The following is a 23,464-nucleotide window of genomic DNA, read 5'->3' as shown; positions in this document are numbered from 1 at the left end:
ATCATGCGTAGACTTGGTCCACCATGCGCCAACGGATCTCCTTGTTCGCCGTGATCCTCGTCTCCACCGTCCTCATCTGGACGCGCCTCGACTATTCGGAAATGCGGGGCTGGTCGCCGATAAAGGCGACGCAATGGGATGCGCTCGGCTACTACCAATACCTCCCGGCAACCTTCATTTTTCACGACATCAAGCGGCAGGACTGGCTGGCTCCCATCGACAGCGCATACCATGTGGTGGGGACGGGCGGTCTCTACCAAGTGATGGACTTGGACAACGGCAACCGCGCGACGAAGTACCTGTGCGGCGTGGCGCAGATGCAGCTCCCGTTCTTCTTTATCGGGCATTGGTCCGCCGGGATGCTCGGCCATCCGCAGGACGGCTTTTCCCCACCCTACCAATGGGCCATCGCCTTCAGCCCGGTCTTCTATTGCATCCTTGCGCTGTTCCTGCTCCGGCGCGTGCTGAAGCGCTTCTTCAGCGAAGCCACCGTGGCGCTGACGCTCCTGCTGCTGGTGCTGGCGACCAATGCCGTCCAGTACATCAGCGTGGACAATGCCCAGAGCCACGGATACCTCTTCGCGCTGTACGCCTTGGTCCTATGGGCCACCATCAAGTGGCACGAGGTGCCGCGCATCCGCCATGCCGTGGTCATCGGCGCCATCATCGGTCTGGCCATGGTCGCGCGTCCAACGGAGGCGATCATGCTCTTCATCCCGTTGCTGTGGAACACAGGGTCCAAAGCGGAAGCGAAGGTGAAGTGGGCACAGGTGCGCGCCCACCGGACGCACATCGCATGGGCCATGGGGGCCGCCTTCCTGCCGGTCCTTCCCCAACTGGTCTACTGGAAGGTAGTCACCGGCTCCTGGGTCTTCGACGTAGGCAGCAAATGGGATTTTCTCCTGCCGCACTTCCGCGTACTCTTCGGCGGCGAAAAGGGCTGGTTCATCTACACGCCGGTCACCGTGCTCTTTATCGCAGGGCTCTTCCTCATGCGCGGACGGCCGTGGAGGAAAAGCGTGCTCACCTTCACGCTGCTCAATCTTTGGATCGTGATCGCATGGCATGATTGGCACTACGGCGGTAGCTATTCCGCAAGGGCGCTGGTGCAGAGCTATCCGGTGCTCGCCTTACCCTTTGCGGCAGTGGCGGAACGGGCATTGGCCACGCGGTGGAAGTACGTCTTCCTACCGCTTTGCGCCTATCTCCTCGCCGTGAACCTGTTCCAGATCAAGCAATACAACAACGGGGTCCTGCACTACGATCGGATGAACTTCGCTTACTACAGGGCGATCTACCTCAATCCCCACGTGACGGAGGAGGACCGTAAGCTGATGGGGCCGGTGCGGAACTGATGAACGCCGCGCGGGCGTTCGTGCGGCGTTAGTGCTTCAGTAACGTTTCCGTTTCGGGACCGTGAGCCTTATCCTGTTCGCGTGAGTGAGCCTGATCAGTGTTGGCATGACGTGTCCGGCCGTGGTTGCATTGCAATACACAGCAGCGTCGTGGCCAAATCGCGGCCGCGCCTGACAACTGACGTCCGATACTTATCGGACCAACAACTGACAACTACCGACCAAGCACCTCCTTCACCTTAGCACCGATCGTAGCCGGGCTGTCTACCACGTGGATGCCGCATTCGCGCATCACCTTCTTCTTGGCGGCGGCGCTTTCGTCGGCACCGCTTACGATGGCGCCGGCATGGCCCATGGTGCGCCCTGCGGGAGCGGTCTCACCGGCGATGAAGCCCGCGACGGGCTTCTTGCAGTTGGCCTTGATCCAGTGCGCCGCGCGGATCTCGAGGTCACCACCGATCTCGCCGATCATCACGATGGCCTCGGTGTCCTTGTCGTTCGCGAAGAGCTGCACGGCCTCCAGCGTCGTGGTGCCGATGATCGGGTCGCCACCGATGCCGATGGCGGTGCTGATCCCTAAGCCGGCCTTCACCACTTGGTCTGCGGCCTCATAGGTGAGCGTGCCGCTCTTGGAGACGATACCGATCTTGCCTTTCTTGAAGACGAAGCCGGGCATGATGCCCACTTTGCATTCGTCGGCCGTGATGACGCCGGGGCAGTTGGGCCCGATCAGCGTGCAATCCTTGCCCTTGATGTACTCGCGGGCCATCACCATGTCCTTCACGGGGATGCCCTCGGTGATGCAGACGATCACCTTGATGCCGGCCTCGGCGGCCTCCATGATAGCGTCCGCGGCGAACGGTGGCGGAACGAAGATGATGCTGACGTCGGCAGCGGTGGCCTTCACCGCTTCGCTTACCGTCTCGAACACGGGCTTGTCCAAATGCTTCTGCCCGCCCTTGCCGGGGGTGACGCCGCCCACCACGTTGGTGCCATACTCGATCATCTGCGTGGCGTGGAAGGTGCCTTCACTGCCGGTGAAGCCTTGGACGATCACCTTGCTCTGCTTGTTGACGAGTACGCTCATGTTCCGTTCTGCTTTTTGCGATGATAGGGCCGCGAAACTACTGATGCGCGAGGAAACTTTCTGGGATCGGCCGATCGGCTATCAGCCCGTCATCCCATCTGCTGATCCACCGCCGTCTGCCTGCGCCCCACCCGCTGGAACGCCAGCACGAAGAGCAGTGCGCCCACCATTAGCACCGCTCCGCCGATGTACGGGGCAGTGAAGTGCAGCCCATAGAGCGCCCCGCCCAACAAGGGGCCTGCGATGCGTGCCAAGGAGCCGAAGCTCTGGTTCATCCCCAGCACCTGACCTTGTTCCTTGCCGCTGGCCAAGCTGCTCAGCAGGGAGGAGATGCTCGGCATCATGAGGCCGTTGGCGCCCGCCAGCAATACCATGGGGATCAGTGCCCACGGGAAGAAATGGCCCGTCGGCACGAAGGGGATGCCCAGCAGGCCCAGACCCATCAGGATGCAGCCATAGACCATCAGTTTCTGCTCACCGAACTTCCGTGCCAGCATGCCCACCAGGCCGCCCTGCACGATAGCCGAGCTGAAGCCGATGAAGGCGAACATGTAGCCGATGTGCGCCTCGTTCAGGCCGTAGTGCTGCTCCCAGAGCAAGGCCACCGTGATCGTCATCATGCTGAAGGCCGTGATGTAGATGAAGCTGGTGAGAAAGAGATCGCGGTAGCGCGGGTTGGCCAACGCCTTGATCGTCTGTGTCACGGGTTTCATCTGCACTTTGTGCGTGCTGTCGGGCTCGGGGTGGCTTTCCGGCAAAAAGGCCACCACCAGTGCGAAATTGACCAAACTGAGGCACATGGCGGCATAGCCCACCGCGTCCATCCCATAGTGCTGCTTGATGAAGCCGCCCACGGGCGGGCCGAAGATGAAGCCCAGCCCGAAAGCCGCACCGATCATGCCCAGGGCCTTGGCACGGTTCTCCCGCGGGGTGACGTCCGTGATGTAAGCCTGCGAGGTGGCGATGTTCGCGGAGCCGATCCCGGCCAGCGCGCGGGCTACTAGCAATACCGCGATCGTATGCGCATTCGCCAGCAGCAGAAAGGCCATGGCGGTGATGAACACCGTGCCGGCGATCACCGGTTTGCGTCCGTGCTTGTCGCTCAGGCTGCCCCAGAACGGCGAAAAGATGAAGTTCATCAGCGCATAGACCGCCATGATGAGGCCCACCGTGAACGACGACGCGCCAAGCTCCGTGGCGTAGATCGGCAGGATGGGGATCACGATGCCAAAACCTAACAGGTCGATGAAGACCGTGAGGTAGAGGATGTACAGCTTGCGGTCCATGGGGGCGCGAAACTATTGCGTTCTTAGTCGGCTGAAGAAGTCGGCAGTGGGAGATGGCAGTCAGCAGCAGCGGCAGATGGCAGTTGGCGGCACCGATCACTGCGCCCAATTGGGATTTCTCAGCGCCTCTGCCCCTCAGTGTCCAATTCACTGGCCACCTGTTCCACGGAGACCTTCCGCACAAAAGGCCGGATGATCAACCGGATGGTATTCTTCCAGCTCAGGTATTTCCACGCCCAGTTCGTCAGCACCATCACACGGCTGCGGAAGCCCACGAGGCTCATCAGGTGGACGAAGAGCCACATGAACCACGCGAAGGGGCCTCCGAAATGGAGTTTCCCGATGTCCACCACGGCCTTGTAGCGCCCGATCGTGGCCATGGATCCCTTGTCGCGGTAACCGAAAGGCTTCCATTCCACAGCACTTTTTTGACCCAGGTTCTTCGCCAGGTTCTTGGCCTGTTGAATGGCCACGGGTGCGATCTGCGGGTGCCCTTTTGGCCATTGGGGATCAGCGGTGTTCTGCGCGATATCGCCGAGGGCGTAAACATTCTTGGTGCCCACCACCCGGTTGAACGCATCCACCCTGTAGCGGCCGGAACGTTCTTCAACGGAGCCCTCGATGCCGGGGATGGGCCGCCCCTTCACGCCGGCGGTCCAGATCACCGTGTTGGTGTCCATGGTGGTGCCGTCCTTGAAGGTGAGGGTTTCACCGTCATAGTCGGTGACCTGCTGCCCGAAGATGACGTTCACGCCTAATTTCTTCAGGTACTTCAGCGCCAACTGCTGGGCCTTGGGAGAGAAGCTGCCCAGCACGGTATGATTGGAGTCGACGAGGTGGATCTGCATCCGTTCGTTGTGCATCTCCCGGTATTCGTGCTTCACGATGGTCTTGCGGATCTCCGCCAAGGCACCCGCCAGTTCCACGCCGGAAGGGCCGCCGCCCACGATCACGAAGTTGAGCCGTTGCCGCTGCTTATGCTCATCCTCTAAGTACAGTGCGGCCTCGAAGTCCTGAAGAAAGTCGCTCCGGATGTCCAATGCCTGGTTGATGCTCTTCAGCTGCATGGCCTCCTCTGCGATCTGCCGGTTGCCGAAGAAGTTGGTGACCGTGCCGGTAGCGAGGATCAAGTGATCGTAGTGTACATGGCCATGGTCGGTTTCCACGTGGTTCCCTTCGGGCACCACACGAAGTACTTCGCCCATGCGGTAGATCACGTTGGACATGGGGCCCACGGTGCGGCGGAACGGGTGCGCGATGCTGTCCGCACCTAAGCTGCCGGTGGCAACTTGGTAGAGGAGCGGTTGGAAACAGTGGTAGTTGTTCTTGTCCAGCAAGATCACTTTGTAGGGCTTGCCGGCAAGGCGATGGATCATCTCCAAGCCGGCGAATCCGCCGCCCACCACCACCACGGTGGGAAAATCAAGGGCATCAAAGGCAGCACGGTCTGGCGTGGACATCCTAGAACAAAGTTGTTCAGTCAACACCGATGTGCCGCTGAGGTTCGTCAGGACTCCTGAGTTTTCCCCTCCTTTTTTCAAGGAGGGGCAGGGGTGGTGCATTCCTTGAGCGGACCACCCCCAACCCCTCCTTTTAGGAAGGAGGGGAGACGATCCTCTCCCCATGCGCACCTTTGCGACCATGTACGAGCCGGACACCATCGCGGCATTGAGCACGGCACCGGGCACGGGCGCCATCGCGGTGCTGCGCGTCAGCGGACCGGACACCCAGCAGGTGATGCACGCCGTTGCACCCTCCATGCTGCTCACGCCGGAACCGCGCGAAGCCGTCTTCGTGAAGCTGCGCGATGCCGCGGGCGCGGTGGACGAGGGCCTGCTCACGTGGTTCCCCGGGCCGCACAGCTATACCGGCGAGGACGTGGCGGAGATCAGCGTGCATGGTTCGCCCTACATCCAGCAACGCATGCTGGAAGCCTTGGTGGCCGCAGGCGCGCGCTTGGCCCGACCCGGCGAGTTCACCCAGCGGGCCTTCCTGAACAAGAAGCTCGATCTCAGCCAAGCGGAGGCCGTAGCGGACCTTATCGCCAGCGGCTCACAGGCCGCGCACAAGCTCGCGCTGCAACAACTGCGCGGCGGATACAGCCAGCAGATCGAAGGCCTTCGCGAGCAGCTCATCAGCCTCAGCGCCTTGGTGGAGCTGGAGCTGGACTTCGGGGAGGAGGACGTGCAGTTCGCCGACCGTGCCGAGCTGACCAAATTGTTGGACGGCATCGTCAGCGTCTGCGACCGGCTGATCGGCAGCTTCCGGTACGGCAATGCGGTGAAGCAGGGCGTACCCGTGGCGATCGTCGGCGCGCCGAACAGCGGGAAGAGCACCTTGCTGAACGCACTGCTGCAAGAGGACCGTGCCATCGTGAGCGACGTGCCCGGCACCACCCGCGACACCGTCGAGGAGACCATCAGCCTCGGCGGCGTGTTGTTCCGCTTCATCGATACGGCAGGTCTCAGGCAAACGCAGGACACAGTGGAGAAACTCGGCATCGAGCGCAGTTACAAGAAAGCTGCGGAGGCCAGCATCGTGGTGCTCTTGGGCGACGCAGCGACGTTGAGCGAAGGCGCTTTCCGCACCCAGGCCGACATGCTCCGGAAGAAAGTCGGTGAAGGGCCGGTGATCATTCCCGTGCTGAACAAGGCCGATCTTATTCCAGTGGAACAGGTGAAGGTGGAGAAGGTGGGAAGGGAGGTGAAGGAGGTGAGGGACGCGAAGGAGGTGATGCACATTTCCGCAAAACAGGGGGCCGGGCTGGAGGAGCTGAAGGATCGCTTCACGGAGCACGTGCGCAAGCTGAACACCGGTGAAAGCGACATCGTGGTAACGAACGCCCGCCATGTGGAAGCCTTGACGAACGCGCGGACGGCACTGCTCTCTGCGAAGAAGGGAGTAGAGGACGGCATCAGCGGGGAACTGCTGGCCACGGACCTTCGGCAGGCGCAGTATCACCTCGGTGCCATCACCGGCCAGATCACTGTGGACGATCTGTTAGGTAGCATATTTTCCCGGTTCTGCATCGGGAAGTGACAGCAATGGGTACCAACTATACCATCCCCGCACAGACCCATATCGGGCACGTACACTTGAAAGTGGCGGACTTGGAGCGCTCATTGGCCTTCTACTGCGGACTGCTCGGCTTTGAGCTGATGATGCGCTACGGGACGGAGGCTGCATTCATTTCCGCTGGGGGCTATCACCACCACATCGGCCTGAACACTTGGTACAGTAAAGGATCACCCCCGGCTTCGCCGCGTTCGGTGGGCTTGTTCCATACCGCCATCGTCTATCCTACGCGTCGCGACCTGGCAGCCATCCTGCACCGATTGTACGAGGCCGACCAACCTTTGACGGGCGCGGCGGACCATGGCGTGTCCGAGGCGTTATACTTGGACGACCCCGATGGCAACGGGGTGGAACTGTACTGGGATCGGCCACGCGACCAATGGCCGCACGAGGCCGAAGGCGGATTGACCATGTTCACGCGGAGGCTGGACTTGGAGGGCCTTCTGCGGGAATTGGATCAGACTACGTGATGATTGCCGAACACAGTTCAGCGCTCACGCTGTCGCTTCCTGCCAGATTATCCAAGCCTCCTCGGCCTGCGCCTTCAGCATGCCCAGCCCGCCCATGGTTTTCGCCCCATGTGCTTCGCCGTGGCGCAGGAACACTGTTTCCACCGGATTGTAGACCAGGTCGATCAGCGCGTGTTTGGCGGTCAAGGCGGAATAGGGCAGGGGCGGGGCTTCCTTCACTTCGGGGTGCATACCCAACGGTGTGGTGTTGATGATCAGTCGGCACACCCGCAGCACGGTCGGGTCGATCAGGTCCCAAGTAAGATCGCCGCGCTCCCTGCTCCGGCTCACGATGCGGAAGCGGATGCCCATCTCGCGCAGCACAAAGGCCACCGCGCGGCTGGCCCCTCCGCTGCCGAGCACCAGGGCCCGGGCCTTAATGTCGCTGCCGGGGTCGGTCAAGGTGCCCGTCATCGGTCCGATCAAGGATCGGAAACCGGCCACATCGGTGTTATAACCCTTGGTCTTGCCGTCCTTGATCACGATCGTGTTCACCGCGCCCACGGCGGCTGCCAGCGGGTCGAGCTCGTCCAGATGAGGGATGATCGCCTCTTTGTAGGGAATGGTCACGTTCAGCCCGCGCAGGTCCGGCTTTTTCTTCAATAGGTCAGGGAACTCCGAGATGTCGGCAAGCTCGAACAGGTCGTAGCAGTGGTCCTTCAACCCGGCCTTGGCGAAGACCTTCGTGAAATGGTCTTTGCTGAAGCTGTGCCCCAGTTTCCGCCCGATGAGGCCGTAGCGCTGCATATGTGCAAGGTACGGAGGTGGCAGTTGGCAGTGGTAGCAGGCAGTCGGCAGCCGACTGATCACCCATCGCCATTCATCAGGCACTACTTCGCATTTCTCTGCGCCACTGCGCCCTCACTTGGGCGTAGCAGATTCGGCGTAGCACGGTCTGTGGCCGATCCAACACTGGTCGTCAACCTCAGCTCTCTGCCTTTGGCGCGAGCCGCATCCGGGCGAACTCGATGATCATCGGGAGCACGGAGATGAACACGATCCCCAGGATCACCACTTCGTAGTTCTTCTGTACGAACGGATGCTGCCCGAAAATAAAGCCGGCCGAGAGCAGGAGGCCGATCCACAGTATGCCGCCCATGATGTCGTAGGGCAGGAACTTCTTGCGATAGTCCATCTTACCCACACCCGCCACAAAAGGAGTGATGGTGCGCACGATGGGCACGAAGCGGGCGATGATGATGGTGCGCACCCCGTATTTCTCGAAATAACCGTGTGTTTTCTCTAGATCCTTGTCCCGTACCAACCGTTTTCCGAAGAGCTTCCATTCCGTGACCCGCTCCCCGAAGTACCGGCCTACCCAGTAGTTGATGTTATCACCCAGGATCGCGGCTACGATCAACAGGCCCAGCAAATAGAAGATGTTCAACGAGCCGATCGCGGCCAAGGAGCCTGCCACGAACAAGAGCGAATCCCCGGGAAGGATGGGCATCACCACCAAGCCGGTCTCGATGAAGATGATCATGAACAACAGCAGGTACACCATGTTGCCATGGTCGCTGATGAAAACCGGAAGCGTCTCGTTGAGATGCGTGATGAAATGCCAAAAGGAGAGGAGGAGTTCCATGGGGAATGAGAAATGGGGAATGAAAAACGTGGAACGGGGTCATTCGCAGACCAAAGTCGGGTCCACTTCGGCCTGCCATGCGAGGATGCCGCCCCTCAGGTTGATGAGATTGCCGAAGCCGTAGCGCGTGGAGAGCGCATCGATGACCGCGCAACTGCGGGAACCGCTCCGGCAGTGGATCACCACGGGAACATCCTTCGGGATCTCATCGAGGCGGTCCACTAATTGGCTCATGGGCAGCGACCGCCCCCCGATGGTGGCTACTTCCACCTCATAAGGCTCTCGGATGTCGTACAGCTCGAATTGCTCACCGACATCGAGCATCCGCTTGAGCTCCGGTGCCGTCACTTCCTTCATTTCACCTTGGCTTTTGCTTTGGGCTTTTCTGCCTCCTTGGTCTTTTCCTTCGCGGCATGATCAGGCTTCTCCGTTTTTATCTGACGCAGGTTCTCCGCCATGTCGCCCGGCAGGTATTCAAAGAAAGTGTCGCCGCGTAGGCCGAGCCGAAGCGCTTCCAAGGCGATCACCTCGTCCGGGGAAACGTTGCCCAAGTTCACGTTCGCGCCCACCTGTTTGATGAACCACGTCTGCTGGCTTTTGATCGGAGCCTCCCAGATGATGTCCTGGCCGGGCACTTTGGCCATGATCCTGTTCACCAAGGTGGTGTGTGCATGGCCGCTGGGACGGTAGATGCCCACGGTGCCGCTCTCACGGGCCTCGGCGATCACTTTCCAACTGCCCGCGTCCAGTTCGGAATTCATCATCCGTACCCACTTGGCCGGACTGATGAGGATGCCCGTCTCTTTGCTGCCCACCTCGCTCAGCACGATGAGCTCCTTCGCCAAAGTGTTGATGTATTTCAACTTCACGTCATGGTTCAGCTCAATGGACCCGTCCGACACCTCCACGGCATCGCATTTCAGCTCGGCCAATAGCCTCCGGTAGTCATCGAACTGTCCGCGTGCGATGAACGCCTCGAACAGGGTGCCCCCGAGGTAGACCTTGATGTCCGCACGCTGGTACAGCGCGATCTTCTCCTTCAAATTGGGGGTGGCGAAGCTGGTGCCGAAGCCGAGCTTCACCAGGTCGGTCAGGTGGCCGGCACCTTCGATGAGGTTCTCGGCCTGGCGCAAGCTCAAGCCTTTGTCCATCACCATCGTCAGCCCTTCCTCCCGGGGCTTGGAGCTGCGGGAGGGTACGTGGTCCAGCCTGAAGTTCATCGGCGGTACAGCTCGAGGAGGTGGATGACTTGAGGGATCTTCGCGGCCTCGGGCCAATGCTCAAGCAGTTGGACGTGGGCGGCATGGTCGGCCATCAGGGCTTCCTCCAGCTCCAGCAAGGCCTGTTGCTCCCGGCCGGCACGGAGCAGATAGCTCACCATGCGGTACTTGAAGCGGGCATTGAACTTGTGTACCTGGGCGCCTTCATGGAATTTCGTCAAGGCGGCCTCTGCGCCTTTCAGATCCAGTAACAGGTCGGCATGGTCGAGCCAACCGTCCAGGTTCTGCGGTTCCATCGCGTTCAGCTTCTCATAGGTGGCCAAGGCCTCTTTGTGCTGCTTTGCGCGGACAAGTACGGAGGCGTAGTAATACAGAGCGTCCGGGTTTTCCGGGCTGATCCGTACCGCGTGCAGCAACGACGAAGCAGCTTCCGGAATACGGTCCTGCATGTCCATCACCACGCCGCGCCCGATCCAGGCGTCCACCCATTCGGGGTCCAGCGCGATGGACTGATCGTAGTTGATCAAGGCCTGCTCGTAGCGGTCCATCTTCTCATAGCACTCCCCGATGAAGCTGTACGTGATCGCCTGCGGACCGTCGAACACCAAGGTCTCCTCGTAGCAGGCGACGGCCTCCTCGAACTTCGAGCCGATCAGGAGGTTGCGCGCTTTGCTGAAGTAGGCCGAGCTGAAGCGCTCATCGATGGCGATGGCCAGGTCCAGCGCCTGATTGCTCTCCTCGTAGCGCTCCAACTTCGCGAACACGTTGCCCAGGTTGTACCACGAGACACTGGAATAGGGCTGCTCATTGGTGAAGTTCCGGAAGAAGGTGATGCAGGCCTCGTCCGCCCCGGCCAGATCGTAGCAATACGCCAGTTCATAGAGCACGGCCTCGTTCTCCGGGTTCAGCTCCAAGGCGTTCTTCAGGCAGGCGATGGCATCATCGTACTCCTCCAGGTTCTCGTATTCGAAGGCCAGGTCCAGGTGGATCTCGTCCAGGCCTTCCTCGGCCAGTTCCAACGCGCGTTTATAGTGCTCCACGGAGCGGCGGTGGTTGCGCTGTTGGCTGAAGATGCCCGCTTTGTGCAACTGGACCTCCTCATTGTAGGGCTCCACTTTTTCGATGGCGTCCAGAAGCTCCATAGCCTTGCTCAAGCGACCCAAGGCCATCATCACCACGGCCTCGCAAAAAGTGATGTCGATGGAAGCAGGGTGAAGCTGTTTGGCGAAAAGGAGCACCCGTTCCGCGCGCCGCGTTTCGTTCCGTTCCAGGTAGTGATCGATGATCATCTCAAGCTCCTCCACGTCGAAGAAGAGCTGGTCGCGCGTGGCCTCCATGGCCTCGTAACGCTGCACGCAATGCTCCTGGTCGGCATTGCGTTCAGGCATGGATCGGGGGGCTTCGCTCATACGCTGATCGGGATAAGATCCTCAAATGTAGACAAGTGCGGGCCGACCCCCTTGTCGTCGGGTTGTTTTGAACAGGGGCCGGTGTACCCAATTTTAGCCAACTCCTTGGTGCTCTTGGTACTTTTGCGGCCCGCTGGCCACTTTGGGCGGCCAGCGTCAGTGTGAAACTTTGAATGAATTCTGAAGCATGACCTTGATCCGCTCCATTTCCGGCATTCGTGGCACTATCGGCGGCACTCCCGGTGAAGGCCTTTCTCCCCTTGATGTGGTCCGCTATACTGCGGCGTTCGGCCAATTGATGAAGAAGGCTTCCGGGAAGGCGGCCCCCAAGGCTGTGATCGGCCGGGACGCCCGGCTCAGTGGGCCCATGGTGGCCGACTTGGTGCGCGGCACGCTCGTCGGGCTGGGCTTCGAGGTGATCGACCTCGGGCTGGCCACCACGCCCACGGTGGAATTGGCCGTTGCGGGCGAAGGGGCCGACGCTGGCATCATCCTCACCGCCAGCCACAATCCCAAGCAATGGAACGCCTTGAAGCTGCTCAACGCAAAGGGCGAGTTCATCAGCGCGGAACAGGGTGCGGAGGTGTTGCGCCTTGCGGAAAGCGATGCGATCGAGTTCTCCCCCGTGGACGAGCTCGGCAGCGTCCGGACCGATGATAGCTGGACGAAGAAGCATATCACGGCGATCCTGGGCCTGGATCTCGTGGATGTCGAGGCGATCAGGTCACGCAACTTCCGCGTGGTGGTGGATGCCGTAAATTCCGTGGGCGGAACGGTGGTGCCGGAGCTGCTGAAAGCGTTGGGCGTGGCCGAAATAGTGAAGTTGTACTGCGATCCCACCGGCGAATTCCCGCACAACCCGGAGCCGTTGCCGGAGCACCTGAAGGACCTTTGCGACACGGTGGTGAAGCACAATGCCGACCTCGGCATCGCCGTGGACCCCGACGTGGACCGGCTTGCGCTGGTCAGCGAGGACGGCAGCCTCTTCGGCGAGGAATACACTTTGGTGGCCTGCGCGGATCATGTGTTGGCGAGCCGCCCCGGCGATACCGTGAGCAACCTCAGCAGCACCCGCGCACTGGACGATGTGGCCGAGCGGCACGGAAGGAAGCGCCACGCCAGCGCAGTGGGAGAGGTGAACGTGGTGGAACTGATGCGTAAGGTGAATGCGCCCATCGGCGGCGAAGGCAACGGCGGCGTCATCCTCAGCGAACTGCACTATGGACGTGATGCGCTGGTCGGCATCGCGATCTTCCTCACGTTGCTGGCGAAGAAGGGCGTGAAGACCAGCGAACTGCGCAAGAGCTACCCGGACTACTTCATCAGCAAGAACAAGATCGAGCTACAGCCCGGCATGGACGTGCAAGCACTCGTGGATGCCATGCAGGAGCGCCACAAGGCCGAGAAGCACAGCACCGTGGACGGCCTGCGCATCGAGTTCGGCAAGGAGTGGGTACACCTTCGGAAGAGCAATACGGAGCCGATCGTGCGGATCTATGCGGAGAGCGATAGTGCCGAAAAGGCCGAAACGCTGGCCCGTAGGATCATGGGCGAGATGCAGGAATTGGCGGCGGCGGGCATGCCCGGCTGACCTCTTCGGGAAGGACTCACAATACCTTCAACAAGGCCGCCGGACTTACCACCTTTATGCCGGTCGCTGCTTTGTAGTGCTTCACGTTGGAAGTGCAGATGTGGGTGATGCGGGGTTGCATCAACGCGGCGTGGTACTGTTGGGCATCTTCAAGGTCGGTCCAGCCGCTTTGAAGCGCCTTTCGGAAGATATCCTCGCCCTGTTGAATGATCGCGGTAAAGTCCAAAAGGTCGGTGGCGCATTCGATCGCTTTGGCCCGGCCCAGGTGTTTCCTCAGGAAATAGAACGCGTTGCTGAAGGAGGTCGGGGTTAGAAAGGCTTCCAACCCACCGTCGGCGGCAGCCGCGATCACCAGGCCGCTTTCCATTGACATGGGACGAGGTGTGGTGCTGCTGTGCAGCCAGACGTTCAGTGGAACGTTGGTGTCAAGCAGAACGCGGAGCACGGGGCACGTGTTTGCGGAGCATGTCGCCGATGCGGTCGTCCCTGTCCCATTCCTCGGGTTTTACTTTTCCGTCCAGCACTCCGAGATTGCGCTTCAGGAATTCTTCGCCCCGGCTGCCGGGACCCGAAAACTTGTCCAACTTCTCGGCATATTCCTCAACCAGTTCCGTGATGGAACGGCCACAACGGGCGCTGGCGCGGCGGAGCATGGCCACATATTTCGGTGCTACGCTCAGTGTGAGCTTGCTCTTGGTCTTGCGACCTTCCTTGGTTGCCATGCAACGAAGGTAGCACGTATCGTGGCAACTGCCAATACGTGCCGCTACCGATCTTCTTGTAAGCCTTTACTTTTGCATCCTTTCCCGGTGTTCAAGCCGGTAACATTTCCCCTATGGAACGCATCTATCTCGACAACGCCGCCACCACCCAGCTCGACCCCGAGGTCATCGACGCCATGTTGCCCTACCTGCGCGAGCATTACGGCAACCCCAGCGCCGTGCATGCCTTCGGGCGAAGGGCGCGCGCGGGCATCGAACAGTCACGGCGAATGGTGGCGAAACTCATCAACTGCGCACCCGGCGAGATCGTCTTTACCAGCTGTGGCACCGAAGCGGATAACATGGCCCTGATGTGCAGCGTGCGCGATCTCGGCGTGAAGCACATCATCACCTCGCCGATCGAGCACCATGCCGTAGAGCATGTGGCGCTGGATCTCCAACGCTCAGGTGCTGCCAAAGTCCACTGGCTGCGCTTGATGCCGGATGGCAAGGCGGACCTAGCACATTTGGAGGAACTGCTGAAGGCGCACGACCGCGTCCTTGTCTCGCTGATGCATGCCAACAACGAGTTGGGCACGCGCAACGACCTGGTCGCCATCGGGGACCTGTGCCGCAAGTACGACGCCCTATTCCACACGGACACGGTGCAGACCATGGGCCACTACCACTTCGACCTGGAGCAGTTACCCGTTGATTTCCTCACCTGCAGCGCGCACAAATTCCACGGCCCGAAAGGTGTGGGCTTCCTCTACATGCGGAATGGATCCGTGTTGAAACCGATGCTCGTGGGCGGCACACAGGAGCGCAACATGCGCGCGGGCACGGAGAACATCATCGGTATCGTGGCATTGGCGAAAGCGATGGAAGTGGCCTATCGCGACCTGGATGCGCACATCAAGCATGTGCAGGGCCTGAAGACCCGCATGATGAAGGCCATCAAAGCAGCCTTCCCGGAGGCCTCGGTGAACGGGGATCCCAGCTCGGACAGTCTGTACACCGTGCTCAACATCCACTTCCCCGATGACGGCAAGGGCGAGATGTTGATCTACAACATGGACATCGAAGGCATCGCGTGCAGCGGCGGAAGCGCTTGCAGCAGCGGCAGCAACAAGGGCAGCCACGTCATCGAGGCGCTGTACCCCGGGCGCACCGGGGCGAACATCCGCTTCTCCTTCAGCAAGTTCAACACCGGGGCCGAAGTGGACCGCGCGGTGGAAGTGCTGCAAAGAGTGATGGCCCCTGTGGCGCTGAAAGCTTGACCAAGGGTGTCGGCGCAAGCCGACACCCTTTTTTTACCACGGATGGACACGGATAAACACGGATAGGAGTTGCCGTAAAGTTCACACTTTCAGTCCGGGGCATCCGTGTTTATCCGTGTGGATCCGTGGTTCCTTTACTCGATCCTCACCCCGTACTTCGTCAGCAACGCCAGCGCGCCTTCCACGGAGAACTTGGCGCCTTTCAACTTGTTCCGCTCCGGGTCGATCGCGATGTTGAACGCCGTGCTGAGGTCAGCCTTCTGCAAGTGCGTGTTCACGAAGACCGCACGATCAAGGTCGCAGCGCTCGAAGACGGCGTTCTCCAAGTGGGCATTCTCGAAGTCCACGCCCTTCATGGTGCAGCGGATGAACTGCGTGCCGTTCATCTTCCGCTTGTGGAAGACCGCGTGGTCCATCATGCACTGATCGAAGGAAGGGCTGAAGAGCATCTCTTTGCACAAGCTGAAGTCCACGCCTAACAGCTTGCACTCCTTGAAGGCCACATCGCGCAAGGACACCTCGGCCAATTTGACCATCGACAGGTCGCAGCCGATGAAAGTGCATTCCGCGAACTTGCTGCGCGAAAAATCGCTATGGGAAAGGTCGCACTGCGTGAAGGTGCAGGCCTCGAATTCCCGGTCGGGCACGGACTGGTTGCTCCACTTCACCTTGGTGAAAGTCTTCTCGAAATGTGCTTTCGGCTCCATGGCGGCAAAGGTCGGCCATGACGAATTCTGAAATGCGGAACCACGGATGGACACCGATGAACACTGATCAAGATGTTCAATGCACCACCCGCTGAATATCCGTGCCCATCCGTGTTGATCCGTGGTTTCCTAAATTACACGGCCCGCGTCCGCTGGTTCTCTGACATATCTTTCCACCATGCGCATCCATCACATCCTGCTCGGCCTCGGACTATCAGGCATTCTCGCCTCCTGCAACGTGGTGAAGATGAGCTTCCGCCATGATGCCAAGGTGTTTCAGAAAAGCGGCCTGCGATCCTACACCTTCACCGACACGGCCGGTCCGCACTACACATGGAGCAGCACTGCGCCCGGCAGCGCCGATGATGGCCGCCCCAAGCTGATGCTCGTCCATGGCATCACCAGCCAAAGCCTGATGTGGGCCAAGAACGTGAAGGACCTGTCCAAGGATTTCGACCTGATCATACCGGACCTGATCAGCCACGGCCACAGCACCTCGGAATGGAGCGGCAACAGCGTGGATGCGCAGGTGGCACATCTGCAACTGATCCTCGACAGCTTGGGTGTTCAAAAGCCCGTAGATCTGGTGGGCAATTCCTATGGCGGCGCTATCGCGGCGAATTTCGCGGAGCAGCACCCGCACCGCGTGAAGACGTTGGTGATCGACGACGGCCCCGCCAGCGACTACACCGTGGCCATGGCGGACAGCGTGGCGCGCTCAGTAGGGGCGAAGGACATCGGCGACCTCTTCAACCCGCAGAACAAAGTGGAGCAAAAACGCCTGCTCTCACTTGTGTTGTACAAGCCCGTCAAGGCACCGGGCTTCGTGTTCCGGCAGATCAATGACATGATGAAGGCCAAGGCCCCGCAGACATCGGCGCTGCTGCACGACCTGCTGAACCACGAGGACCAATACGCCCACAAGGCCTACACTTGGCCCATGCCCGTCTACGTGTTCTGGGGCGAAGGCGACCGTTTGATCCCCCTATCCGTGGGCAAGGGCATCGCCGCGCGGAACCACTTACCTGCTGACCACCTCATCATCTTTCCGGAGGCCGGGCATGTAGCCAACATCGAAAAGCCGGAAGAGTTTGAGAAGGAGCTGCGGCGGGTATTGGGGGAGTGAGCTTTGATGCGTGGGCACGAGCGTGGACGCTCGCGCCAGTTTTGGGTTCGGGCTTTGCGTTGGTGGGCTTTTGAAACCGAAAACTGTCTGCCAGCACCAACGTTTATTATTTGCTCAAATGTTTCTATTCGCACGGTCCGCCTACTAACGCAAAACCCGTGTTAGCGGTAGTTTCTATTTCCATCATAGTATTATGAACTTAAAAAATCGTTTATATTCTGAAAATAACTTTCTTCATTGTCTAACCAGCCATAATGGATACAATGTTCCAAGAAAACGATTTTTGAGTTTGACAAAACTTTATGTGCTTTTTCAGCAGTTTCCGCTTTAATAATATCATGTTTGCCCTGAATAATCAATACAGGTTTATTAAATGACCTTAATTTATTTTCGCAATTAAAGTTCATTTTTGCAAGGTCTGTCCATATCAGTTGACTTACGGTTGGGTTTCCTTGCGTTAATCTCTCTGCTATTGCTGGAATAAAATTTTTGTCAATTACATATGCAGGTGCTAAATGTCTGCCTCTTTCAAGTTTTGCATAATGACTTGTGTCCCCTTCACTGATTTTGTTTGTCCAGTAATTCACTGAGTCCAAGTCGTCTTTACTTAATTTAGAATTAATTTCTGTTTGAACATAAGTAAGTAAATCCAAATCAATACCCCCAGATGATGACAATATAATTTTATCAATGTGTTCAGGATACAGCGTTGCGTAATATGACGCAACCATTCCCCCAAATGAATGACCCAATATCGACCATTTCTCGATTTTCATTTTTTTTCGAATGGATTCAATATCATCTATCATTAATTTCATAGTAATAGTACTCGAATCCAACACGTTTAAAATTGATTTCCCAGTTCCTCTTTGATCGTAAATGATAGAGAGGTTAGTATTTCCTAACTTTTCCGCCAGACTTTGAAATCCGTTACTATTCATACCAGGACCGCCATTTATTAATAGCAGTGGCTTCCCAGTTCCGAATGTTTTAAAATGGATATGTGTTTTGTCTGTGCTTATTGCAAAGTCTGCATTTTGGCTGTTGCATGATGAAATGCAAAGCAGAAGAGACAGAATGATAAAGGTTTTACAATATTTCATAAGTATAGTTGATTAATTTTCTGTTTTTATTTTCGTTTGTTTTAGCCAAATCAATTGTCGTTATTTTATTGTCACCCAAATTTACGTTAACGTATAGTATAAGAATAGTAGCCGACTGCGGGGCACTTTCCTGTCAGGTTACACGAAAGTTGAAGCGGGCTACAACCCCCGGAATTACTACTGTCTCGGCTATTATTTTTATACATTGTTGGTGGCTGGCTTTATTTTTCAAGTCCTTGAATTAAACATCTATCTTTGCTTATTGTAATTGTTCCGCTCCAAACATTTTCACTACCTTTTGCTTCAATCTTATAAGTTCCTGCTGGTTTATTTATTGACAAAGTTCCTGATTCACCACAATCAGGAGTTCCATCAGTAAAAAATTGAGTTAATTTACCAATATAAGAACCATCCAAATAAATTTTAATCTCACCGTCCGTGCCACAATTAGTCCAAATTGTAATTCTGCCATTTCCATTTCCGTATGGTGAAGATGTAGAACTTAAAGTGGAATAGCTGTTTGAAGTGGAATTCGAATAGTTACTATAATTTATAGTATTGTCTTTGAAGTAAGGATTTGATGAGCTTAGATAACTGCCTGAAACATATCCTAATTTTGTCTTGGTTGAATATGAGTCCATATCGTAATATGTATATTGTATTTTCTTCCATCCGTTAGTGTAAGATTCGACCACTTTTACATTGTCAGCATAAGTTACTGAACCAATAACAGAATAATTAGTGGAAGGACCTGAACGTACATTTAAGGTATTTGCAGTCACATAATTATTTGAATAATAGGAACTGCTTGTTCCATTATAACTACTACTTGAAGGAGTTGAATATGTCGTTGAAGGATAGGTATATGAAGAAGAACTTGAGCTACTCGAAGAACGATTATTATAATTTTTTAAGTAAGTATCAGGATTCCCTGTTGCAGTCTTGCCCGTATATGGGTTTGTGTTTCCTGGGTAGCTCCAATTATTATAAGGATTTCCGTCTGGGTTAGACCTGTAATGTGGTTTAACATAAGTTCCGTCCTTTCTGTAATATCCTTTGACCTTAACTTGTGCAAATGCTTGCAAGGTCATAATTAAGGTCAGAAAAATTAGTAAAGTTCTCATATCTGTCTTGTTTTAGCTTGCCACCAACGTTGGGTTAACGACGATCTTCGTTTATTTCCCGATTGGGTTCCTTCAGCACCAACTTGCTGATGTCCGGCTCATCCTCTCCGTTCGATGTAGCCCCGAAGGTGTTGACCGCTGCCATCATGTCTTCCATTTCCTGGTCGGTGACAGCATCCCTATTTCCTTTCGCAGGAACACACTCCTCAACCGTTCCAAAAAGGACGGATCCGATACCGCCAGCAGCCGCTGCACCAGATCCAGTTTCAATTGTAGGAGGTCCATCACCGGTAAAGTTACTGAACTATTAATCTCCCGCAGGGTCTCTCGGCGAGGACCCTGCGCCTCCCTCGTTTGTTTCGAATGGCCCCGCAAGATGTGAATGTAGCGGAAGTTCGCCATCGCAGGTTCCTCTCCCCGAAACGCGTACTCGTGCGCCATCGCCACCTTCGCTCCCTGCTTCGGCTTCATGTACTTCACGAAGAAGACCAAGCTCAGGCAGGCGATGTTCTTCACAATAGCCCCCCGTGGCTGGTGGATGAAGAGTTGAACGGTGGTATTCGTTGGCTCCTTGGCGCCTTCACCGACAACCTTCACCCGTTGGTCGACGTAGGCACGGCTCGGTGAATTCGATCGTTAGCTTCGTGCTCCTTCAGTATGCCGTTGTCCTACCTGCTCCTTATCAGCTTCGCAAGCTTCTTTGCGCCCGCCCCCTCGGCCCCGCTTCCAGCGGCTCCGGTGGTGGAGGCTGCCACGAACACCACGGCTGAAGCGCTGTTTGTGGATTGTGGCCTGAGCGGAATTTTGGACGAAACAGCTTTTGTTAAAGCCCTTCAAAGTCGCAGTGCTCATCACGCGGCCAGCCACATCATCGCCGTGGCGGACATGACGCGCCCTTCCTCGGAGAAGCGCCTCTTCATCATCGACCTCGATGCGCGCAAGTTGCTGCTGCGTACGTGGGTGGCCCATGGCAAGAACTCCGGTGAGCTGTACTGCAATTCGGTGAGCAACAAGAGCGGATCCTTGCAGACCAGCAAGGGCCTGTACCGCGTGGGAAAGAAGATCTTCAGCCCCAAGCACGGCGATGCGCTGTTGCTCCATGGCCTTGACGCCGGTGTGAATTCCGCCGCGGAGAAGCGTGAGATCATCATGCACGCCGCCAGCTATGTGGGCGCGGACTTCATTGCAGCACATGGCCGCTTGGGCCGGAGCTTTGGATGCCCTGCGGTGGCTCAGGAGGTGATGCCCAAGGTGATCGACCTGCTGGAGGGGCAGTTGCTTTATGTGTTTGCGAAGTGAAAATTTGATCAGCTGATCAGCTGATCAGCCGATTAGCTGATGATGCGCTTGGCTAGTTCATTCGCTACTTGGCCACTTCATCCGGCTTGCTCACGGTGGCATCTCCGCCGACCTTTGGGCCCTGTTCAATTTCCTGCATGAAATCTACCCTCGTCACCTTGATCGGATTTGCCGCGCTACTATTGACCTCCTGTGGGGAGAATAAGCCAACGCCGCGCCCGACCATCGCCCAGGAGGCCAAGGTGATCAACACCTTCTTTGAGACGCGCAAGCCATACACAACCCGCCGGTTGGATAGTGCCGATGTGCTCGATTTCCTGGACAGGAACCCGCAGTACCGGGGTGATTCGGCTGAGATCCGCGAGTTCTACAAGGGGCGGGGCCTGCAGTATGCCTGGTTCGTGAACGACAGCCTCTCCACCGCCGCGGACGCGATGCTCAACCTGTTGGACCCGTTGGCCAATGACACCGTGGCCGATCCTTGGCGGAATCTGCTGGCCGAAGCGCGCGCGGACACCACCGGGAACGACAGCCTGCGCCTGCACGTGGAGCTGGGCCTCACCGCGCAGTTCTTCCTCATGGCGCACAAGGAATACGGTGGATATGTGCAAGGCGATCTGCGGGAGCTCGATTGGTACATCCCACGCCGCAAGAAGAACTACACCATGCTGCTGGACTCCCTAGTAGCGGGGCGCACTGATCTCTCGCCGATCGAGCCGGTGCATCAGCAGTACCAAGGGCTCAAGTACCGCTTGCAGCGCTATTTCGAGGTGGAAGCGGAAGGGCATCTGGACACCTTCGCTTTCCGGAAAAGCGCGTTCGCCATGGGCGATTCGCTGCCGGAATACTGCGAACTGCGCCACCGCCTCTTCCAACTGGGCGACCTGTGGGTGGACTCCATCGCCTACACCATGGACAGCACGCTCTTCAAGGCCGTGGTGAATTTCCAGGAGCGCCACGGGCTGGAAGGCACCGGGAAGCTGGACGCCGAATTGGCGGCGGCCTTGAACGTGCCCATCACCGACCGCATCCGCACTATCCTGCTGAACATGGAACGCCTGCGCTGGGTGAACCCCTTGCCACCGAAGGATCAACTGCTGGTGAACATCCCTGAGTATCGCCTGCATGTGTTCGAGGACGGTAAGGAGACTTGGGACATGAAGGTGGTGGTGGGCGCGGTGGCCACGCACACGGTGATCTTCAGCGGCGAACTTTCCCAGATCGCATTTGCGCCTTACTGGAACGTTCCGAAGAGCATCATCAGGAATGAGATCGCGCCCGCCATGCGCCGCAACACGAACTACCTCGCCAAGCACCGCATGGAGGTGGTGCGCGGTGGCGAGGTCGTCCCCACAAGCAGTGTTGATTGGAAGACCTGGGAGGGAGGCGGTCCTTTCCGTGTGAGGCAGCGTCCGGGAGCTGACAATTCCTTGGGCCTGGTGAAATTCCTCTTCCCCAACGAGTTCAGCATCTACCTCCATGACACACCGGCGAAGAGCAGGTTCATTCCGGAGAAGCGCGCCTTCAGCCATGGCTGCATCCGCTTGAGCGAGCCGAAGAAGTTGGCGGATCATCTCCTGCGCAACGACACCACCTGGACACCGGAGGCCATCGACAAGGCCATGCACGCGGACAAGGAGAAGGTGATCAACCTACGGCCGCCGATGCCCGTGACGATCGGCTATTTCACTGCGTGGGTGGACAGCAAGGGCAGGCTCAACTTCCGCGACGACGTATACGGGCATGACGCCCGGCTTGCCGGGGAACTCTTCGCGCCGGAGACCATTCCGGCTTCCGGCCCGGCCGGAACAACGGACAGCACGCGTGTGGCAGGCTTGCGCTGAAGGGCCGTTATCGGCCGAAGCTCAATTCGTAGCGCTCCACCCAGTCCTGCACCGTCATCTTTCCCGCCAGCTCGGCGATCAGCGCAAACGGTATCCGCTCGGGCTTCTTGAACCGCACACCGCTCTTGCCCATGTCCAACTTGGTCGGCACCTGCTTGCTGTATTCCGAGGTGAACCACTCCAACAACTCCGTGTCCGCATATAGCCCCATGTGGTACAAGGCGATGAAGTGCTTCTGCGAGGCGATGTTGATGAAGGGGAGGGGAAGCTTCGGGTCGCAATGGTAACCAGCAGAGTAGAGTTCATGAGGTACCACAAAGCCGATCATCCCATAGCCCATTGTCTCCGTGAACCCGCTTGGCAGGTTCTCCGCGATGGTGGCGCGCAACTTCTCCATCGGTACCTGCCGATCGGGCGGCAATTGCTGCAGATAGTTGGTCACCGTGATCGCTGTGGATCGCATGGTGCCGAAATTAAGGGTCGAGATGCTGGTCCAGACTGTCCAGCAGTTGGCATTTACCGCGGAAGGCAAGGTCGATCGTGGCGCTCTTGCGGCCATGGCCAAAGAGGATCAGCGTGTCTGGTCGTGGACCGGTCAGATCCAATATGGTGGTGTTGAGCCTCCATGTCCCATCGGGCATCAGGGAGCGCTCATACCAGATCACGCCGATGGTGTCGCGCAGCACTTCTCCGGCGAAGACCTCGGCCTCGTAGTAGCACTCTTTGCCTTTGGCATCGTTCAGCCGACCGGGCATGTGCCATGGCTGTTGGATCGCCTGTGCCGCTGAGCTGTCGCCGGGGGAAAGGACGAACAGCGAGGTCTCATACTTGTTTGAAGTGCTTTTCAGGCCACTGAATATGAACCATTTGCGACCCAGAGGGTTGGGGAATTCAGCGATCAGTTCCACTTCCGGAAGTCCGGTCCTTAGTGTGTCACCATTGTCAAAGACCAAAGTGGAGGGTTCATCCGGCACGGTATACCATGCGTGTGCATGCCGGTCCTTTTGGGTGTCCACTGCTCTGTTCGCGGTGGAAGATGTTGAGTCCGTGACGTGCTGGTCGCCTGGTCCGTAAGGAGGCATGGAACAGCCGATCCCGAGCAGGAACAGCGCGAAGGGAATGGTCATGCGGGCCATGCGGCGTGAGCGGTCCTTGTTGCTTGG

Annotated in this window: 24 protein-coding genes; 8 read left to right on the top strand and 16 right to left on the bottom strand. The window is 57.7% G+C overall.

The window, feature by feature from the left end; all coding sequences use genetic code 11:
* Positions 1-23: 23 nt before the first annotated feature.
* Positions 24-1,355, top strand: a complete 1,332-nt coding sequence (locus tag IPP95_04320; protein QQS73455.1) for a glycosyltransferase family 39 protein — start codon at positions 24-26, stop codon at positions 1,353-1,355.
* Positions 1,356-1,569: 214 nt separating this feature from the next.
* On the opposite strand, the gene sucD is transcribed toward IPP95_04320, so the two are convergent.
* The 3 genes from sucD to IPP95_04305 form a co-directional block, all read right to left on the bottom strand.
* The gene (gene sucD / locus IPP95_04315) at positions 1,570-2,442 is read right to left on the bottom strand and encodes a succinate--CoA ligase subunit alpha (GenBank protein ID QQS73454.1); all 873 of its coding nucleotides are present in this window, start codon (positions 2,440-2,442) and stop codon (positions 1,570-1,572) included.
* A gap of 89 nt (positions 2,443-2,531) precedes the next feature.
* Entirely contained in the window at positions 2,532-3,728 is a 1,197-nt protein-coding gene (locus tag IPP95_04310; protein ID QQS73453.1) for an MFS transporter, read from the bottom strand.
* A gap of 119 nt (positions 3,729-3,847) precedes the next feature.
* Positions 3,848-5,188 (bottom strand): NAD(P)/FAD-dependent oxidoreductase, encoded by a 1,341-nt coding sequence (locus IPP95_04305; GenBank protein QQS73452.1) that lies wholly within the window; start codon positions 5,186-5,188, stop codon positions 3,848-3,850.
* A gap of 181 nt (positions 5,189-5,369) precedes the next feature.
* On the opposite strand from IPP95_04305, the gene mnmE reads away from it, so the two are divergent.
* The gene (mnmE, locus tag IPP95_04300; GenBank protein QQS74192.1) at positions 5,370-6,767 is read left to right on the top strand and encodes a tRNA uridine-5-carboxymethylaminomethyl(34) synthesis GTPase MnmE; all 1,398 of its coding nucleotides are present in this window, start codon (positions 5,370-5,372) and stop codon (positions 6,765-6,767) included.
* Between the two features lie 5 nt (positions 6,768-6,772).
* Complete coding sequence (locus tag IPP95_04295) at positions 6,773-7,273, top strand: VOC family protein (GenBank protein ID QQS73451.1); 501 nt, start codon at positions 6,773-6,775, stop codon at positions 7,271-7,273.
* Between the two features lie 24 nt (positions 7,274-7,297).
* On the opposite strand, the gene IPP95_04290 is transcribed toward IPP95_04295, so the two are convergent.
* The 5 genes from IPP95_04290 to IPP95_04270 form a co-directional block, all read right to left on the bottom strand.
* Positions 7,298-8,059 (bottom strand): shikimate dehydrogenase, encoded by a 762-nt coding sequence (locus tag IPP95_04290; protein QQS73450.1) that lies wholly within the window; start codon positions 8,057-8,059, stop codon positions 7,298-7,300.
* Positions 8,060-8,237: 178 nt separating this feature from the next.
* On the bottom strand, positions 8,238-8,897 hold the full coding sequence (locus IPP95_04285; GenBank protein QQS73449.1) for a VTT domain-containing protein: 660 nt from the start codon (positions 8,895-8,897) through the stop codon (positions 8,238-8,240).
* Positions 8,898-8,936: 39 nt separating this feature from the next.
* Entirely contained in the window at positions 8,937-9,254 is a 318-nt protein-coding gene (locus IPP95_04280) for a rhodanese-like domain-containing protein (GenBank protein QQS73448.1), read from the bottom strand.
* On the bottom strand, positions 9,251-10,117 hold the full coding sequence (locus IPP95_04275) for a phosphosulfolactate synthase (GenBank protein QQS73447.1): 867 nt from the start codon (positions 10,115-10,117) through the stop codon (positions 9,251-9,253). The genes IPP95_04280 and IPP95_04275 overlap by 4 nt, the downstream gene beginning before the upstream one ends.
* Positions 10,114-11,526: a tetratricopeptide repeat protein gene (locus IPP95_04270; GenBank protein ID QQS73446.1), complete on the bottom strand. Its 1,413-nt coding sequence runs from the start codon at positions 11,524-11,526 to the stop codon at positions 10,114-10,116. Before IPP95_04270 ends, IPP95_04275 begins: the two co-directional genes overlap by 4 nt.
* A gap of 187 nt (positions 11,527-11,713) precedes the next feature.
* On the opposite strand from IPP95_04270, the gene glmM reads away from it, so the two are divergent.
* Positions 11,714-13,117: a phosphoglucosamine mutase gene (gene glmM, locus IPP95_04265; protein QQS73445.1), complete on the top strand. Its 1,404-nt coding sequence runs from the start codon at positions 11,714-11,716 to the stop codon at positions 13,115-13,117.
* Positions 13,118-13,133: 16 nt separating this feature from the next.
* On the opposite strand, the gene IPP95_04260 is transcribed toward glmM, so the two are convergent.
* Complete coding sequence (locus IPP95_04260; GenBank protein QQS73444.1) at positions 13,134-13,562, bottom strand: hypothetical protein; 429 nt, start codon at positions 13,560-13,562, stop codon at positions 13,134-13,136.
* Positions 13,543-13,839, bottom strand: coding sequence for a hypothetical protein (locus tag IPP95_04255; protein QQS73443.1), 297 nt, complete (start codon positions 13,837-13,839; stop codon positions 13,543-13,545). Before IPP95_04255 ends, IPP95_04260 begins: the two co-directional genes overlap by 20 nt.
* Before the next feature lie 113 nt (positions 13,840-13,952).
* Between IPP95_04255 and IPP95_04250 the strand changes: the two genes are divergently transcribed.
* The gene (locus IPP95_04250) at positions 13,953-15,098 is read left to right on the top strand and encodes a cysteine desulfurase (protein QQS73442.1); all 1,146 of its coding nucleotides are present in this window, start codon (positions 13,953-13,955) and stop codon (positions 15,096-15,098) included.
* Between the two features lie 134 nt (positions 15,099-15,232).
* Here the strand turns inward: IPP95_04250 and IPP95_04245 are convergent, their stop codons facing one another.
* A complete protein-coding gene (locus IPP95_04245; protein ID QQS73441.1) occupies positions 15,233-15,805 on the bottom strand; it encodes a pentapeptide repeat-containing protein in 573 nt (190 codons plus the stop codon).
* 178 nt (positions 15,806-15,983) lie between these two features.
* Between IPP95_04245 and IPP95_04240 the strand changes: the two genes are divergently transcribed.
* On the top strand, positions 15,984-16,931 hold the full coding sequence (locus tag IPP95_04240) for an alpha/beta hydrolase (GenBank protein QQS73440.1): 948 nt from the start codon (positions 15,984-15,986) through the stop codon (positions 16,929-16,931).
* A gap of 191 nt (positions 16,932-17,122) precedes the next feature.
* Here IPP95_04240 and IPP95_04235 read toward each other — a convergent pair whose 3' ends face one another.
* From IPP95_04235 to IPP95_04225, 3 genes are all read right to left on the bottom strand, one after another.
* On the bottom strand, positions 17,123-18,034 hold the full coding sequence (locus tag IPP95_04235; GenBank protein ID QQS73439.1) for an alpha/beta fold hydrolase: 912 nt from the start codon (positions 18,032-18,034) through the stop codon (positions 17,123-17,125).
* Between the two features lie 221 nt (positions 18,035-18,255).
* The gene (locus IPP95_04230) at positions 18,256-19,125 is read right to left on the bottom strand and encodes an SH3 domain-containing protein (protein ID QQS73438.1); all 870 of its coding nucleotides are present in this window, start codon (positions 19,123-19,125) and stop codon (positions 18,256-18,258) included.
* Positions 19,126-19,302: 177 nt separating this feature from the next.
* Positions 19,303-19,755 carry a hypothetical protein gene (locus IPP95_04225; protein QQS73437.1) on the bottom strand — a complete coding sequence of 151 codons (453 nt, stop codon included), beginning with the start codon at positions 19,753-19,755 and terminating at the stop codon, positions 19,303-19,305.
* A 66-nt stretch (positions 19,756-19,821) separates the two neighbouring features.
* Here IPP95_04225 and IPP95_04220 point away from each other — a divergent pair, with 66 nt between their 5' ends.
* A complete protein-coding gene (locus IPP95_04220) occupies positions 19,822-20,457 on the top strand; it encodes a murein L,D-transpeptidase catalytic domain family protein (GenBank protein ID QQS73436.1) in 636 nt (211 codons plus the stop codon).
* A 137-nt stretch (positions 20,458-20,594) separates the two neighbouring features.
* Positions 20,595-22,301, top strand: a complete 1,707-nt coding sequence (locus tag IPP95_04215; protein QQS73435.1) for a L,D-transpeptidase family protein — start codon at positions 20,595-20,597, stop codon at positions 22,299-22,301.
* A gap of 7 nt (positions 22,302-22,308) precedes the next feature.
* Here the strand turns inward: IPP95_04215 and IPP95_04210 are convergent, their stop codons facing one another.
* Together IPP95_04210 and IPP95_04205 are read right to left on the bottom strand one after the other, a co-directional pair.
* Positions 22,309-22,764: a DUF1801 domain-containing protein gene (locus IPP95_04210; protein ID QQS73434.1), complete on the bottom strand. Its 456-nt coding sequence runs from the start codon at positions 22,762-22,764 to the stop codon at positions 22,309-22,311.
* A gap of 10 nt (positions 22,765-22,774) precedes the next feature.
* Positions 22,775-23,437, bottom strand: coding sequence for a hypothetical protein (locus IPP95_04205; GenBank protein ID QQS73433.1), 663 nt, complete (start codon positions 23,435-23,437; stop codon positions 22,775-22,777).
* Positions 23,438-23,464: the final 27 nt, after the last annotated feature.

The sequence above is a fragment of the Flavobacteriales bacterium genome (genome assembly GCA_016700415.1).
Taxonomy (GTDB): domain Bacteria; phylum Bacteroidota; class Bacteroidia; order Flavobacteriales_F; family PHOS-HE28; genus PHOS-HE28.
The sequence above is the reverse complement of the archived record's forward strand: the minus strand, read 5'-3'. Positions and strand labels throughout refer to the sequence as shown.

Excerpts from the sequence above, each read along its gene's own strand:
- IPP95_04320 (QQS73455.1), top strand. The coding sequence starts at position 24 with ATGCGCCAACGGATCTCCTTGTTCGCCGTGATCCTCGTCTCCACCGTC.
- sucD (QQS73454.1), bottom strand. The coding sequence starts at position 2,442 with ATGAGCGTACTCGTCAACAAGCAGAGCAAGGTGATCGTCCAAGGCTTC.
- IPP95_04310 (QQS73453.1), bottom strand. The coding sequence starts at position 3,728 with ATGGACCGCAAGCTGTACATCCTCTACCTCACGGTCTTCATCGACCTG.
- IPP95_04305 (QQS73452.1), bottom strand. The coding sequence starts at position 5,188 with ATGTCCACGCCAGACCGTGCTGCCTTTGATGCCCTTGATTTTCCCACC.
- mnmE (QQS74192.1), top strand. The coding sequence starts at position 5,370 with ATGTACGAGCCGGACACCATCGCGGCATTGAGCACGGCACCGGGCACG.
- IPP95_04295 (QQS73451.1), top strand. The coding sequence starts at position 6,773 with ATGGGTACCAACTATACCATCCCCGCACAGACCCATATCGGGCACGTA.
- IPP95_04290 (QQS73450.1), bottom strand. The coding sequence starts at position 8,059 with ATGCAGCGCTACGGCCTCATCGGGCGGAAACTGGGGCACAGCTTCAGC.
- IPP95_04285 (QQS73449.1), bottom strand. The coding sequence starts at position 8,897 with ATGGAACTCCTCCTCTCCTTTTGGCATTTCATCACGCATCTCAACGAG.
- IPP95_04280 (QQS73448.1), bottom strand. The coding sequence starts at position 9,254 with ATGAAGGAAGTGACGGCACCGGAGCTCAAGCGGATGCTCGATGTCGGT.
- IPP95_04275 (QQS73447.1), bottom strand. The coding sequence starts at position 10,117 with ATGAACTTCAGGCTGGACCACGTACCCTCCCGCAGCTCCAAGCCCCGG.
- IPP95_04270 (QQS73446.1), bottom strand. The coding sequence starts at position 11,526 with ATGAGCGAAGCCCCCCGATCCATGCCTGAACGCAATGCCGACCAGGAG.
- glmM (QQS73445.1), top strand. The coding sequence starts at position 11,714 with ATGACCTTGATCCGCTCCATTTCCGGCATTCGTGGCACTATCGGCGGC.
- IPP95_04255 (QQS73443.1), bottom strand. The coding sequence starts at position 13,839 with ATGGCAACCAAGGAAGGTCGCAAGACCAAGAGCAAGCTCACACTGAGC.
- IPP95_04250 (QQS73442.1), top strand. The coding sequence starts at position 13,953 with ATGGAACGCATCTATCTCGACAACGCCGCCACCACCCAGCTCGACCCC.
- IPP95_04245 (QQS73441.1), bottom strand. The coding sequence starts at position 15,805 with ATGGAGCCGAAAGCACATTTCGAGAAGACTTTCACCAAGGTGAAGTGG.
- IPP95_04240 (QQS73440.1), top strand. The coding sequence starts at position 15,984 with ATGCGCATCCATCACATCCTGCTCGGCCTCGGACTATCAGGCATTCTC.
- IPP95_04235 (QQS73439.1), bottom strand. The coding sequence starts at position 18,034 with ATGAAATATTGTAAAACCTTTATCATTCTGTCTCTTCTGCTTTGCATT.
- IPP95_04230 (QQS73438.1), bottom strand. The coding sequence starts at position 19,125 with ATGACCTTGCAAGCATTTGCACAAGTTAAGGTCAAAGGATATTACAGA.
- IPP95_04215 (QQS73435.1), top strand. The coding sequence starts at position 20,595 with ATGAAATCTACCCTCGTCACCTTGATCGGATTTGCCGCGCTACTATTG.
- IPP95_04210 (QQS73434.1), bottom strand. The coding sequence starts at position 22,764 with ATGCGATCCACAGCGATCACGGTGACCAACTATCTGCAGCAATTGCCG.
- IPP95_04205 (QQS73433.1), bottom strand. The coding sequence starts at position 23,437 with ATGGCCCGCATGACCATTCCCTTCGCGCTGTTCCTGCTCGGGATCGGC.